At 67.2% G+C, this 12774-nt stretch carries 14 protein-coding genes; 2 read left to right on the plus strand and 12 right to left on the minus strand.

The genetic code is table 11. The features are described 5' to 3' along the window. The first annotated feature begins 241 nt into the window (after nucleotides 1-241). Both VPH47_RS07290 and VPH47_RS07295 read left to right on the plus strand, forming a co-directional pair. Complete coding sequence (locus VPH47_RS07290) at nucleotides 242-1015, plus strand: NAD kinase (protein WP_006376667.1); 774 nt, start codon at nucleotides 242-244, stop codon at nucleotides 1013-1015. 47 nt (nucleotides 1016-1062) lie between these two features. Further along, on the plus strand, nucleotides 1063-2007 hold the full coding sequence (locus VPH47_RS07295) for a 5'-nucleotidase (protein WP_005417414.1): 945 nt from the start codon (nucleotides 1063-1065) through the stop codon (nucleotides 2005-2007). A 168-nt stretch (nucleotides 2008-2175) separates the two neighbouring features. Here VPH47_RS07295 and VPH47_RS07300 read toward each other — a convergent pair whose 3' ends face one another. From VPH47_RS07300 to asnS, 12 genes are all read right to left on the minus strand, one after another. After that, nucleotides 2176-2727 (minus strand): DUF2939 domain-containing protein, encoded by a 552-nt coding sequence (locus VPH47_RS07300; protein ID WP_368850403.1) that lies wholly within the window; start codon nucleotides 2725-2727, stop codon nucleotides 2176-2178. Nucleotides 2728-2769: 42 nt separating this feature from the next. Further along, on the minus strand, nucleotides 2770-3750 hold the full coding sequence (locus tag VPH47_RS07305) for an aldo/keto reductase (RefSeq protein WP_368850404.1): 981 nt from the start codon (nucleotides 3748-3750) through the stop codon (nucleotides 2770-2772). Beyond that, nucleotides 3750-4436: a DUF2461 domain-containing protein gene (locus tag VPH47_RS07310; protein ID WP_110712814.1), complete on the minus strand. Its 687-nt coding sequence runs from the start codon at nucleotides 4434-4436 to the stop codon at nucleotides 3750-3752. Before VPH47_RS07310 ends, VPH47_RS07305 begins: the two co-directional genes overlap by 1 nt. Then, nucleotides 4433-5872, minus strand: a complete 1440-nt coding sequence (sbcB, locus tag VPH47_RS07315) for an exodeoxyribonuclease I (RefSeq protein WP_368850405.1) — start codon at nucleotides 5870-5872, stop codon at nucleotides 4433-4435. The genes VPH47_RS07310 and sbcB overlap by 4 nt, the downstream gene beginning before the upstream one ends. Continuing rightward, nucleotides 5872-7239: an FAD-dependent oxidoreductase gene (locus tag VPH47_RS07320; protein WP_368850406.1), complete on the minus strand. Its 1368-nt coding sequence runs from the start codon at nucleotides 7237-7239 to the stop codon at nucleotides 5872-5874. Before VPH47_RS07320 ends, sbcB begins: the two co-directional genes overlap by 1 nt. Nucleotides 7240-7270: 31 nt before the next feature. Continuing rightward, nucleotides 7271-8545 (minus strand): kynureninase, encoded by a 1275-nt coding sequence (gene kynU / locus VPH47_RS07325; RefSeq protein WP_110712811.1) that lies wholly within the window; start codon nucleotides 8543-8545, stop codon nucleotides 7271-7273. A gap of 204 nt (nucleotides 8546-8749) precedes the next feature. Next, nucleotides 8750-9271 (minus strand): 3-hydroxyanthranilate 3,4-dioxygenase, encoded by a 522-nt coding sequence (locus VPH47_RS07330; RefSeq protein WP_368850407.1) that lies wholly within the window; start codon nucleotides 9269-9271, stop codon nucleotides 8750-8752. A gap of 19 nt (nucleotides 9272-9290) precedes the next feature. Then, the gene (gene can / locus VPH47_RS07335; RefSeq protein WP_014037740.1) at nucleotides 9291-9953 is read right to left on the minus strand and encodes a carbonate dehydratase; all 663 of its coding nucleotides are present in this window, start codon (nucleotides 9951-9953) and stop codon (nucleotides 9291-9293) included. Between the two features lie 72 nt (nucleotides 9954-10025). Next, nucleotides 10026-10664, minus strand: a complete 639-nt coding sequence (locus VPH47_RS07340; protein WP_368850408.1) for an FMN-binding negative transcriptional regulator — start codon at nucleotides 10662-10664, stop codon at nucleotides 10026-10028. A 7-nt stretch (nucleotides 10665-10671) separates the two neighbouring features. Then, nucleotides 10672-10986 carry a hypothetical protein gene (locus tag VPH47_RS07345; protein WP_006453002.1) on the minus strand — a complete coding sequence of 105 codons (315 nt, stop codon included), beginning with the start codon at nucleotides 10984-10986 and terminating at the stop codon, nucleotides 10672-10674. Between the two features lie 7 nt (nucleotides 10987-10993). Beyond that, nucleotides 10994-11293: a hypothetical protein gene (locus VPH47_RS07350; RefSeq protein WP_005417403.1), complete on the minus strand. Its 300-nt coding sequence runs from the start codon at nucleotides 11291-11293 to the stop codon at nucleotides 10994-10996. A 30-nt stretch (nucleotides 11294-11323) separates the two neighbouring features. Further along, nucleotides 11324-12718 (minus strand): asparagine--tRNA ligase, encoded by a 1395-nt coding sequence (asnS, locus tag VPH47_RS07355; RefSeq protein ID WP_153855995.1) that lies wholly within the window; start codon nucleotides 12716-12718, stop codon nucleotides 11324-11326. Nucleotides 12719-12774 lie beyond the last annotated feature (56 nt).

Consider the following 12774-nt stretch of genomic DNA (forward strand, 5'->3'; position numbering starts at 1 on the left):
GGGCCTGCGCCAACGCTGGGTGTGCCAGGCGAACCTGATCGGCACATCAATGGTCATGAGAGTGGTATGAGAAGCCTATCGGACGATATCGAGATGTCGTTGCTGTCGCCGGGAAGGGCTCGATCCTGCTGCACCGCTGAAACCTTCATTGAGTTGGATGAGGGTGCCCCATCCGGCCTGCGGTTGCGCTGTCCGGGGGGCGAGGTATGCTTTGCCCAGCCCTTCCGGATCTGCCGCGCTGATGAGCGACACCCCCCGCATCGCTTTCCTGGCCAGCACCACCGAGCCCGCGCAGATGGCCCGCGCGGCGATGGTCTCGCGCTATGGCGACCACGCGCCGGAACAGGCCGACGTGCTGTGCCCACTGGGCGGCGATGGCTTCATGCTGCAGACCCTGCACCGGCATGGGCACCTGGGCAAGCCGGTATTCGGCATGAAACTGGGCACGGTCGGCTTCCTGATGAACCAGTACCGTGGCGACGACGACGTGCAGGCGCGCATTGCCCGTGCCGAACCGGCCAACCTGCGCCCGCTGGAAATGGTGGCGCTGACCGAGTCGGGCACCAGTACCGGTTCGCTGGCCTACAACGATGTGTCGCTGCTGCGCCAGACCCGGCAGGCCGCGCATATCGGCATCGACCTCAACGGCCAGGAACGCGTGGCCGAACTGATCGGTGACGGCGTGCTGGTGGCCACCCCGGCCGGCAGCACCGCCTACAACTATTCCGCACACGGTCCGGTGCTGCCGCTGGGCTCGCACACCATCGCGCTGACGCCGTTGGCCCCGTACCGGCCGCGCCGCTGGCGCGGGGCGATTCTCAAGGCCGACACCGAGGTGCGTTTCCGCGTGCTTGATCCGTACAAGCGCCCGGTCAGCGTCACAGCGGATTCGCACGAGACCCGCGACGTGGTCGAGGTGACCATCCGCGAGTCGAAGGACCGCCGCGTGACCCTGCTGTTCGACCCGGAGCACAACCTGGAAGACCGGATCCTGAGCGAACAGTTCGTTTTTTGACGACAATAGGCGGCCGGCCCCGCCGACCGCTTGAAGGACCCCCACCGATGGGCGACAACTCCCCCCGTTTGCTGACCGTCGCGGTGACCTCGCGCGCCCTGTTCGACCTCGAGGAAAGCCACGCGCTGTTCGAGAGCGATGGCGTGGCGGCCTATGCCGAATTCCAGCGCCAGCACGAGGACGATATCCTCGGCCCCGGCGTGGCCTTCCCGGTGGTGCGCAAGTTGCTGGCGCTGAACCAGGGTGCCAGCCCGGAGAATCCGCGGGTCGAGGTGATCCTGCTGTCGCGCAATTCGGCCGATACCGGCCTGCGCATCTTCAATTCGATCCAGCACTACGGCCTGGGCATCATCCGCGCGACGTTCACCGCCGGCGAGCCGACCTGGCCGTACGTGAAGCCGTTCGGCACCGACCTGTTCCTGTCGGCCAACCCGGAATCGGTGCGCAGCGCGCTGCGCCATGGCATTGCGGCGGCGACCATCCTGCCCAAGCCGCCGGGCGAAACCGCCGCCGCGGCGGCCGATCAGATCGATACCGGTCGCCCGGCCGGTCAGCTGCGCATCGCCTTCGACGGTGACGCGGTGATCTTCGGTGACGAGAGTGAGCGCATTTCGCGCGAGCAGGGCGTGGAAGCCTTTGGCCGCCACGAGCGCGAGCGGGCCCGCGAGCCGCTCAGCGGCGGGCCGTTCCGTGGCTTCCTGTCGGCGTTGCACACGCTGCAGGAAGTGTTCCCGGCCGGCGACAGTGCGCCGATCCGTACCGCGCTGGTCACCGCGCGATCGGCACCGGCGCATGAGCGGGTGATCCGCACCCTGCGCGAGTGGGGCGTGCGCCTGGACGAGGCGCTGTTCCTCGGCGGCCGCCACAAGGGGCCGTTCCTGCAGGCGTTCGGTGCCGACATCTTCTTCGATGATTCGCAGCACAACATCGACAGCGCCCGCGAGCATGTGGCCGCCGGCCACGTACCGCATGGTGTCGCCAACGAGGGGTAGGGTCTGGTAGTTGCCAACCTGGGTTGGCGCCGTCCTGGATCCATGCCCACCAAGGTGGGCATCTACCAGAGCGCCATGTCTCGGTAGTCGCCAACCTTGGTTGGCGCGCATCCGTGCCCACCAAGGTGGGCACCTACCGAAAGCAGCGCCATCGAAGGGCATGACCCGTCACGGGCTGCCGGACATCCCCAGCTGCAGGTCCACCACCTTCCAGCGCAGGCCCTGCGGTTCCAGCACCACCTTCAAGGGGGGCTGGCCGGGGCCGCGATCGACATCGATCACGAAGCGGTCCAGCGCTTCGAAATGATGTTCGGCATGCTTCAGCGGGCGCGCGGGTTCGGTCGGGCCGAAGGCATCGCCGCCCTGTAGTTCATTGCGGCCACGCTTCCACAGCACGTGGCCCTGCAGCATCGCGCCGATCCCGGTCGGGGTCACCATGGTTTCCACTGCGGCGCCGCCAAGCTGGTCGCCCAGCCCGTACAGCAGGGCACCGAACGGGCTGGCCGCCACATCCGGGCCGGCCTGGCGCACCAGATAGTCATTGAGCTGCGCGCGCAGGCTGCTGCGCACGCGCGGGAAATCGACGTAACGCTCCAGGCGCGCGGTGTCGCGTTGCTCAATGGCCTTGGACAGGCCATTGACGGTCATGTACGGGCCGCCGAACCACCAGGCGGCCAAGGCCAGGACCAGCAGCACAACGAGTGCGGTGAGTTTCTTCATGCCGCCCAGACTGCCGCAACCGCAGCAGCATGGGGTGAAGACTCAATGACTGGGTGATCCGCGGCCATCACCGAAGGCGCTCACCAGCTGTTGGCGTTCGGCTGCGGTCAGTGCCTCAAGCCGCGTCGCCAGCACTTCGTCCAGGCTGCTGGTGCGGGTGGTGCCCAGGATGCCACTGGCCACGCCGGGATGGCCGAGCGCGTAGGCAAACGCGGTCTGGGCCGGGCGCTGGCTGCGGATGGCGGCGAGTGCCTTCCGCATATTGCGTGCGCTGCGCATCAGTTGACGGCTGCTCGGCTTGAGCCAGGCCCTGGCCAGGTACCAGGCATCCGCCGGTCGTGGCAGGCGCGGGCGTGGTGGCAGCAGATGGCCCTGCGCCAGCACGGTGCCGGCCAGCACGCCGATGCCCACCGCGTGCAACTGGTCGATGAGGGGTTCACGGTCCTGCTGCAGGGCGTTGTAGTCCAGAAGCACCACGTCGAACAGCGTGGGATGGTCGATCATCCAGCGCAGGGTCGATGCCGTGTGCGTATTGATGCCGGTGTGCCGGATCAGCCCGCGTTCGCGCAGGCGTTGCAGTGCGGCCAGCAGGTCATCGTTGATGTCGTGCTGGCTGGCACCGTGCAGCTGGTAGATATCCAGGTAATCCAGGCCGAGGTTGCGCAGCGAGGCCTCGCAGCTGGCGGTGATGGCTGCCGGCGAGAAATTGCGTTGCTCGGCGCCGCTGACGCCGGCCTGGCCGGTCAGTGTGCCGCCCTTGCTGGAAATCACCAGCGACTCGCGCGGGTATCGCTTCAGCAACGGGCGCAGGATGCGGCCCAGTCGCGGCTCGGCGTGGAAACCGGAATAGTTGTGGCCGGTGTCCAACAGGTTCACGCCCTGTGCCAGTGCATGCTCGACCACGAGCGCGGCCGACTGTTCCGGGAAGCGGCGATGCCCCCAGAAGCCGGAACAGCCCAGGCCCACCGGCGAAACCGCCAGGCCGGTGCGGCCCAGCGTGCGACGTTGCTGTGCCAACGGCATCAGAACTCCAGGTCCAGCGCGGCGCACAGATAGTCGACGAACGGGCCGAGCCCGGCCAGATCCTTGCCCAGCGTGGACAGCAGGCGCGGGCCGGTCATGGTGGCGTCGTCCAGCGAGCGCCACATCACCCAGTTGCGGTGCTTGAGGTCATCGATGAATTCGAAGTCGGCCGGGAAGCCGCGCGGCGGCCGCACCAGCTTTTCGCTCTCCTCGAAGTCGAAGCGTTTGCGCAGGGCCGGTGCATGCGCGGCGGCCTTCCAGCTGCCGGGGTTGTCGAGGATGAAATGGCGCACGCGGCGCTGGGTCTCCGGTTCCGGATGCCACAGGCCGGCACCGACGAAGCTCTCGCCTGGCTGCAGGTGCACGTAGAACGAGGGCGCGGCCACCTCGCGGCGGCGCTCATGGAACAGGCGTGCACCCTGCCAGGTCTTGTACGGGGATTTGTCGTTGGAGAAGCGCGCGTCGCGATGGATGCGGAACAGCGAGCCGCCGACGCCGCGGGTATCGGCGCGGAAGTGGTCGCTGACCTCGGCCAGCGCCGGCTGAAGGTCGCCCAGCAGGCGCAGGAACGGCTGCCGCACGTGGTCTTCGTACTGCTGGCGGTGGTCGTTGAACCATGCCTTGTCGTTATGCCGCGCCAGGCTGCGCAGGAACTTGAAGCTGGCGTCCGAAAAATAGGTACTCACAAGGTCTCCTGCAGGTGCTGGCCCCAGTCGCGCAGCGATTGCAGCAGGGCCTGGCGCCGCGCATCGTCGGGCGCTTCGGCGGCCAGTGCATCGAGCTGCTGCTGGTACTGGGGCAGGTTGAGTTCGCCCAGCCCGCCGTCTCCGAGCAGGCGCTGGCGGCGGTAATCCTGCCAGCGCTGGCGTTCAGCCGGCGCGAGGCTGTCGGGATGATTGCGCGCGCGGTAGCGGAACAGCAGCTCCGGCAGGCGCGGGTCGCGGAAGCGGCCTTCCAGCGCGGCCAGCTGCTCCGGCGCGGTGGTGCGTGCCAGCGCAAGCAGCGGCTTGTCGCCATTGCCGAGGAAGCCGTCGTAGAGCGAGGCATCGACGTCGGCCACGGTGGCGGCGCGGGGCTGGTTGTAGACCTGCCGGGCCTTCTCGGCCAGCTGCGGGGCGAACGCGCGCAGGCGTTCCACCTTGGCCTCGATCGCGGCCACGTCCAGACCGAGGCGTGCGTGGTCATCGGCGCGCAGGTGGTTCCAGGCGATCAGCGCCGGCACCTTGTTCAGGTGCACTTCCTTCAGCGGCACCCGCGCCACGCCTTCGGGCAGTTCACTGGCGCGCATGTACAGGCGCTGCGCGATCACCTCGGCCGGCAGTTCCAGCAGGTCGTTGATCTCGCCATCCAGGTCGAACACGATCACCCGGTTGTTGATGGTCGGGTGCGCGGCCAGCGGCAGCACCGGGGCCGCGCACAGGCGACTGGCCGGGTAGCGCATGGAAATGTGCAGTACCGGCTTCATCGCGGCCACGTCCAGCAGGCTGCCGACGAAGCGCTTGTCACGCAGCTTCAGTGCGTAGTCCCACAGGCGTGGCTGCGACTGCTTGAACAGCCGCGCCATGCCGATGGTGGCGCGCACGTCGGACAGCGCTTCGTGCGCATCGCCTTCGCGCACGTTGTTGGCTTCGGCCAGGTGTTCGAGCTTGAACGAGGTGGCACCATCCTCGCGCAACGGCCACTGGATGCCATCCGGGCGCATCGCGCGCATCAGCCGCAGCATGTCCAGCAGGTCCCAGCGCGAATTGCCGTTGCGCCACTCGCGTTCGTATGGATCGTGGAAGTTGCGGAACAGCCCGTAGCGTACGAACTCATCGTCGAAGCGCAGCGTGTTGTAGCCCAGCGCACAGGTGCCGGGGCGCGACAGCTGCTCGTTGATGCGATCGAAGGCCTCGGCCTCGCTGATGCCCTCGGCCAGTGCCTGCTGCGGGGTGATGCCGGTGACCAGGGTGGCCATCGGCGAGGGCAGCAGGTCATCGGCCGGGCGCACGAAGAAGCTGACCGGGGTGTCGATTTCGTTGAGGTCGGCGTCGGTGCGGATCTCGGCGTACTGCGAGATGCGCGTGCGCCGCGGGTCCTGCCCGAAGGTTTCCAGGTCGTAGAACAGGAAGCTGTCAGCCATCAGTGCGCGCCCTCCAGGACCGGCAGCTGGGCGTGGATCTGTGCTTTCAGTGCGGCCCAGTCGATGTTGTCCAGTGAATCGTGACCTGCGGTGGCCGCCACCAGCATCTCGCGCTGGAGATCAGTGCGGCGCAGCGCTTCGGCGTACGGCGTGTGCAGGAAGGTGACCATCGTGTAGTGCGGTACGAAACGGGTCGGCCAGCGCCGCTGCAGTTCCTGTTCCAGCTCGCGCTGCAGCAGGAAGGCGGGATCGGCCACGCGGTCACGCATCTCCAGGTAGTTCTCCAGTGCCATCTGCTGGATGGCACGTGCATTCGGCTTGCGCTCGGCTTCGAACGCGGCGAACGCGCCTTCCAGATCATCCGCCTCCATCAGGTGGCGGGCCAGCGCAACGCAGTCCTCGAACGCGCAGTTCATGCCCTGGCCGTGGAACGGCACCATCGCATGCGCGGCGTCGCCGATCAGCACCGCGCGGCCCTGCTGGTGCCAGCGTTCCAGGGTGAGCGTGCCAAGCAGGCCCGGTGGATGCTGCTCCCAGTCCGCGCGCAGGTTCGGGATCAACGGCAGGGTGTCGGCGAACTCGCGCGCGAACAGCGCCTCGGCCTGCGCCCCGGTATTGACCGTGGCGAAGCTGGGATCGCCCTGGTTGGGCAGGAACAGGGTGACGGTGAAGGTGCCTTCGTGGTTGGGCAGGGCGATGCACATGTAGTGGCCGCGCGGCCAGATGTGCAGCGCATTGCGCTCGATGCGGAAGCTGCCATCGGCAGCCGGCGGGATCTCCAGCTCCTTGTAGGAGTGGTCGAGGAAGGCGATGTCCTCGCCCAGCGGCGCGCGCCGGTTCATCGCCGCACGCAGTGCCGAACCGGCACCGTCGGCACCGATCAGGGTGTCGAAACGGATATCGTGCGGGCTGTCGTCACGGTCATCGATGAAGCGTGCGTAACCCGCATCGAAATCGACGGTGTGCAGGCGGCGATGGAAGTGCACGGTGGCGCCAGCCTGTTCGGCCAGCTCCAGCAGCGTGGTGTTCAGGTCGCTGCGGTGGATCGACCAGATCACTTCGCTGTCGTCGCGGCCATAGCGCTGCAGCTGCGGCTCGCCGTCGCGTGGATGCACCATGCGCCCGCGCATCATCACCGCACGTGCCATCACCTCGTCTTCCACGCCGGCCTGGCGCAGTGCGTTGCGCCCACGCTCGGCCAACGCCAGGTTGATCGAGCGGCCGCTCTCGTAGTCGGCCACGCGCGGATCGCCGCGGCGTTCGTACAGGGTGATGCGCCAGCCCTGGCGTGACAGCAGGATGGCCAGCAGGGACCCGGCGAGGCCGGCACCGATAATGCTCAACGAGCGGGAAGCGTGTGCGATCAACGAACTGTCCAGCAGTAGGGGAGGGGCCGACTTAGAGGCCGGCCCAGGCTTCCACTTCCTCGACGAAGTGGTGCACGTCCAGGTAGCGGTTGTAGAGCGGGGTGGGCGAGATGCGGATCACGTCGGGTTCGCGCCAGTCGCCGAGCACGCCGATGCCGCGCAGATGCTCGAACAGCGCACGGCCGCGCTCGCGGCCACCGATCACGCGCAGCGACAACTGGCAGCCACGGCGCTGCGGCTCGGCCGGAGTGATGATGTCCAGCACGCCGGACAGGCGCGCACGGACCAGTGCTTCCAGCATGCCGGTCAGTGCCAGCGACTTGCTGCGCAGCGCCTCCATGCCGGCGCGCTCGAACAGGTCCAGCGAGGCGCGCAGCGGCGCCAGACCGAGGATTGGCGGATTGCTCAGCTGCCAGCCTTCGGCACCGATGGCCGGCGTGAACTGCGGTGCCATCTGGAAGCGGGTGGATTCCTCATGGCCCCACCAGCCGGCAAAGCGCGGCAGGGTGGTGTCGCGGTGATGGCGCTCGTGCACGAAGGCGCCGGCAACCGCGCCTGGGCCGCTGTTGAGGTACTTGTAATGGCACCACACGGCGAAATCAGGGGCCACGTCATGCAGGCGCAGCGGCAGGTTGCCGACCGAGTGCGCCAGGTCGAAGCCGATGCGTGCGCCCTGCAGGCGTGCGGCGCGGGTGATCGCATCCAGGTCGAAGGCCTGGCCGGTGCGGTACTGCACGCCGGGCCACAACACCAGCGCCAAGCGCGGGCCGTATTCGGTGATGGCGCCCTCGATGGCGTTCAGCGAGATCGTGCCATTGGCTTCGTCCGGCTGCACTTCCACCAGGCATTCGGCCGGGTCGAAGCCATGGAAGCGGATCTGTGCTTCCACTGCGTGGCGGTCGGTCGGGAATGCGCCGGCTTCCATCAGGATCACCGGACGCTCGGCCGTCGGCCGGTAGAAGCTGACCATCATCAGGTGCAGGTTCACGCTCAGCGTATTCATCGCCACCACCTCGCTGGGCAGCGCACCGACCACGCGGGCCAGCTGCGCGCTCACCAGGCGGTGGTAGGACAGCCACTGCGTCGGGCCGGTGAAGTGGCCTTCCACTGCCAGCTCGCCCCACTGCTTCATCACTTCCTGCACGGCCGCCTGCGCGCCACGCGGCTGCAGGCCCAGCGAGTTGCCGACGAAGTAGGTCTGCTCGCCACCACCGTGGCGCGGAATCAGGAATTCATTGCGCAGCGGGCGCAGCGGATCGGCGGCGTCCAAGGCAATGGCGTGGGTGCGGCTGAGCAGGTCGGACATGGTCGGGCAACAGGCTGCAACGGGATCGCCAGTGTAGCGCCTGGGGCATGGCCCGGTAGCTGCCAACCCAACGCCGGTGCTGCATGACCCGGTAGTCGCCAACCTTGGTTGGCGCACGTACAAGCAAGCGCCCACCAAGTTGGGCATCTACCAGAGCGGGAGCGGGCAAGCGCCCACCAAGGTGGGCAACTACCGTTCGATGGCTCAGCCCGCCGCTGGCGTCGGCAGCGGGTCCACATGCCCGCACTGGCTGCAGGTTCGCAGTTCCAGGCTGGCGTGGTAACGCGCGAACACCTTGGGCAGGTCGGTCTCGATGTTCTGCAGCGGGAAGAATTCTTCGTGCAGCTTATGGTTGCAGCGCTCGCAGTGCCAGATCACGCCGTCCATCTCATGCGGCAGGCGCTTGCGCTCGACCACCAGGCCGACACCGCCGGGCGGGCGCCGCGGCGAGTGCGGCACCTTTGCCGGCAGCAGGAAGATCTCGCCGGCGCGGATCGGAATGTCGCGCACCGCGCCGTCTTCCTGCACCTTCAGCACCATCTCGCCTTCGAGCTGGTAGAACCACTCCGGGCCTTCGTCGTAGTGGTAGTCGGTACGCGAGTTCGGCCCGCCCACCACCATCACGATGAAATCGCCGTTATCGATCATCTTGTTGCCCACCGGCGGCTTCAGCAGGTGGCGGTTTTCTTCGATCCAGGCGTGCAGGTTGATCGGCGAAGCGAGCATGGTGGTCATCCGTCAGGGATCAGTCGCGCTTGCCCTTGCGCGGGACGTAGGACAGGGCCTTTTCATACGCAGGCTGCAGCTCTTCCTGCGAACCGACGTCGATGCCCATCTCGCGCACGCGTCCGTCCTTCAGGCTGTAGACCCAGCCGTGCACCATCAGCTTCTGGCCGCGGGCCCAGGCGTCCTGCACGATGGTCGAGCGGCACAGGTTGGCCACCTGCTCGATCACGTTCAGTTCGCACAGGCGTGCGTGCTTGAGCTCGTCGGTCTCGATCGCATCGAGGATGCCGGTGTGCTTCTGCATCACATCGCCCACGTGGCGCAGCCAGTTGTCGGCCAGGCCGACGCGGGTGTTGTGCAGGCAGGCATGCACGCCGCCGCAGCCGTAGTGGCCGACGATCAGGATGTGCTTCACCTTCAGCTGGTCCACTGCGTACTGCACCACGCTCAGGCAGTTCAGGTCGGTGTGCGCGACCACGTTGGCGACGTTGCGGTGCACGAACACTTCACCCGGGGCCATGCCGATGATCTGGTTGGCCGGCACACGCGAATCGGAACAGCCGATCCACAGGTACTCGGGGTGCTGCTGCTTGGCGAGCTGGTGGAAGAACTCGGGGTCTTCCTTCTCGATGCGGTCGGCCCAGTCGCGGTTGTTCTGCAGCAGTTTGTGGATGTCTTTCATGTATGGGTCCCTGGCGTCGGGTGGGGGCGCGCCGCAACCATCCGGCTGCGGCGCTGCGGGAATCTGGGGCGTTCAGTCGCTGCGGGCGGCCTGTTCGCGGTGCCAGCGCATCCACTGCGCCAACTCGGTGGAAGCGGGGGTGCCCAGCTGTTCCAGCTCGGCGATCACGGCGCGCTGGTTGGCATCGGGATGGTTCTGGCTCAGCTTGAGCTTCAGCTGCACCTGTTCGACCTGGAAACGGAAGCCGACGATGGCACGCAGCTCCGGGCCATGTTCGGCACGCGTGGCATCGAACTGCCAGGCCTGGCCGACACTGGCTTCGAAGCGGTCGCTGATCGCGCCGACCAGTTCGGCCAGCGCCTCGGTATCGTCGAAGGTCTGCAGATGGCCACGCAGCTCGGCGGCGGCGTAGTTCCAGGTGGGTACCCGCGCAGCGGGTTCCTTGTCCGGATACCAGCTGGCCGAGACGTAGCCATGCGGACCATCGATCAGTACCTTGGCCGCGCCGCGGTGGCGCGACTGCGGGTTGGCGCGCGCCCAGTGGCCGCGCAGTTCGATCTGGTCGCCGTCACGCCGGTACAGCACCGGCATCCGGGTCAGCTCCGGCAGGCCATCGCTGCCGGGCGTGAGCACGGTAACGAACGGGTCGCGCGCCAGCAGGCGGTCCAGCCAGAGCAGATCGGTCTCGGCGAAGGCGCGCGGGGTGAACATGCAGGGGTCAGGCGCGCCCGCCCAGCGACTGGATCATGCGACCACGCAGGCCCTCATCGCTGTCGGCCTGCGGCGGCTGCACTTCGTGCAGGCTGAAGCCGCGCACCAGTGCGTCTTCCTCGTCCAGGCCGTCGTACTCGACGAATTCGGCGTCGAACAGCTGCGAACGCGCGGTGTCTTCGCTGTCATAGCTCAGCGTGTTGCCATCGCTGTCGAGCACTTCGGCGGTGCCGGCCGGGCGCACGCGCAGGCGCGCCCAGATCAGGGTGTTGCCGAGGCTGGCCAGCCACCAGCTGTCGCGCGAGGCGGTGATGTCATTCATGGATGTGTTACCAGAGCGAGGCCAGCCAGAGCAGGGCGGCCATGCCCAGTCCGGCCAGCAGGGTCAGCAGCGATACCCAGGCCGGCGTCGCCAGCCCGGACAGCGAGCGGTCCGGCTGCTGGCGATAGTCACGGCGCAGCAGCCAGGCCAGGGCATCGGGCTTGAGGAAGGCACCACTGCCGAAGCGCTCGGCGAGCGCCGGATGGCGGTCGCGTACGTGCACCAGGGTCAGCGGCCAGAAGATCACGAAGGCACTGAACCCGGCCACTGCAACGCCGACGAAACAGAGGGCGAAGAACAGGGTCATGGGAGCGGTACCTCCGTGGTCGTGTGGGGCTTAGAAGTCCGCGCTGCCCGGGGCGCGCGGGTAGGGGATCGCATCGCGGATGTTGGACAGGCCGCAGACGTAGACCACCAGGCGCTCGAAGCCCAGGCCGAAGCCGGCGTGCGGCACCGAACCATAGCGGCGGAAATCGCGATACCAGCTGTAGTGCTCACGATCCAGGCCGAACTGGGCCATGCGCGCGTCCAGCACGTCCAGGCGCTCTTCGCGCTGGCTGCCGCCGATGATCTCGCCGATGCCCGGGGCCAGCACGTCCATCGCGGCAACGGTCTTGCCGTCGTCGTTCAGGCGCATGTAGAAGGCCTTGATGTGCTCCGGATAGTTGGTTACCACCACCGGGCGGCCGACGTGTTCTTCGGTCAGCCAGCGCTCGTGCTCGGTCTGCAGGTCCAGGCCCCATTCGACCGGGAAGTCGAACTTCCTGCCGGACTTCTGCAGCAGGCTGACCGCATCGGTGTAGTCGATGCGCTCGAACGGCGCATTGATGAAGTCTTCCAGCTTGGTGATCGCGTTCTTGTCCACGCGCTCGGCGATGAAGGCCAGGTCGTCGCCACGCTCGTTCAGCACCGCGCGGAACAGGTACTTCAGGAACTCTTCGGCCAGGCGCGCGTCTTCGGCCAGGTCGGCGAAGGCGATTTCCGGCTCGATCATCCAGAACTCCGCCAGGTGGCGGGTGGTGTGGCTGTTCTCGGCGCGGAAGGTCGGGCCGAAGGTGTAGACCTTGCTCAGCGCCAGGCAGTAGGCCTCGACGTTCAGCTGGCCGGACACGGTCAGGAAGGTTTCCTTGCCGAAGAAGTCGCGGCTGAAGTCGATCGCGCCCTTTTCGTCACGCGGCAGGTTCACCATGTCCAGGGTGGACACGCGGAACATCTGGCCGGCGCCCTCGGCGTCGGAGGTGGTGATGATCGGGGTGCTGATCCAGTTGAAGCCGTTCTCGTGGAAGAAACGGTGCACGGCCTGGGCCAGGCAGTTGCGGATGCGGGTGACCGCGCCGAACAGGTTGGTGCGAGGGCGCAGGTGCGCCACTTCGCGCAGGAACTCCGGCGACATCGGCTTGGGCTGGATCGGGTAGGTGAGCGGGTCTTCGACCCAGCCGACCACGTCCAGCGTGCTGGCCTGGATCTCGAATGACTGGCCCTTGCCCTGCGACTTCACCAGGGTGCCGGTGGCGATGACCGAGCAGCCGCTGGTCAGGCGCTTGATCTCATCGAAGTTGGCCAGGCTGTCGCCGGCCACGACCTGGATCGGCGCGAAGCAGGAGCCGTCGCTCACATTCACGAAAGCCAGATTCGCTGAACCGCGCACCGTGCGCACCCATCCGCGTACCGTGACTTCGCCGCCTTCCGGGATCTTCCCGGCAAGCGCATGTTCAACGCTGACCACCGTCATGACTTGAATCCTCTGCTGATCGACTCGATCTGTGAACACGGGAGTTTACCGGTTGC

The organism is Stenotrophomonas sp. WED208 (assembly GCF_040984485.1).
Classification (GTDB): Bacteria; Pseudomonadota; Gammaproteobacteria; order Xanthomonadales; family Xanthomonadaceae; genus Stenotrophomonas; species Stenotrophomonas riyadhensis.

What these genes read in the sequence shown, in the direction of transcription:
- VPH47_RS07290 (WP_006376667.1), top strand. Translation starts at nt 242, where the DNA reads ATGAGCGACACCCCCCGCATCGCTTTCCTGGCCAGCACCACCGAGCCC.
- VPH47_RS07295 (WP_005417414.1), top strand. Translation starts at nt 1,063, where the DNA reads ATGGGCGACAACTCCCCCCGTTTGCTGACCGTCGCGGTGACCTCGCGC.
- VPH47_RS07300 (WP_368850403.1), bottom strand. Translation starts at nt 2,727, where the DNA reads ATGAAGAAACTCACCGCACTCGTTGTGCTGCTGGTCCTGGCCTTGGCC.
- VPH47_RS07305 (WP_368850404.1), bottom strand. Translation starts at nt 3,750, where the DNA reads ATGCCGTTGGCACAGCAACGTCGCACGCTGGGCCGCACCGGCCTGGCG.
- sbcB (WP_368850405.1), bottom strand. Translation starts at nt 5,872, where the DNA reads ATGGCTGACAGCTTCCTGTTCTACGACCTGGAAACCTTCGGGCAGGAC.
- kynU (WP_110712811.1), bottom strand. Translation starts at nt 8,545, where the DNA reads ATGTCCGACCTGCTCAGCCGCACCCACGCCATTGCCTTGGACGCCGCC.
- VPH47_RS07330 (WP_368850407.1), bottom strand. Translation starts at nt 9,271, where the DNA reads ATGCTCGCTTCGCCGATCAACCTGCACGCCTGGATCGAAGAAAACCGC.
- can (WP_014037740.1), bottom strand. Translation starts at nt 9,953, where the DNA reads ATGAAAGACATCCACAAACTGCTGCAGAACAACCGCGACTGGGCCGAC.
- VPH47_RS07340 (WP_368850408.1), bottom strand. Translation starts at nt 10,664, where the DNA reads ATGTTCACCCCGCGCGCCTTCGCCGAGACCGATCTGCTCTGGCTGGAC.
- VPH47_RS07345 (WP_006453002.1), bottom strand. Translation starts at nt 10,986, where the DNA reads ATGAATGACATCACCGCCTCGCGCGACAGCTGGTGGCTGGCCAGCCTC.
- VPH47_RS07350 (WP_005417403.1), bottom strand. Translation starts at nt 11,293, where the DNA reads ATGACCCTGTTCTTCGCCCTCTGTTTCGTCGGCGTTGCAGTGGCCGGG.
- asnS (WP_153855995.1), bottom strand. Translation starts at nt 12,718, where the DNA reads ATGACGGTGGTCAGCGTTGAACATGCGCTTGCCGGGAAGATCCCGGAA.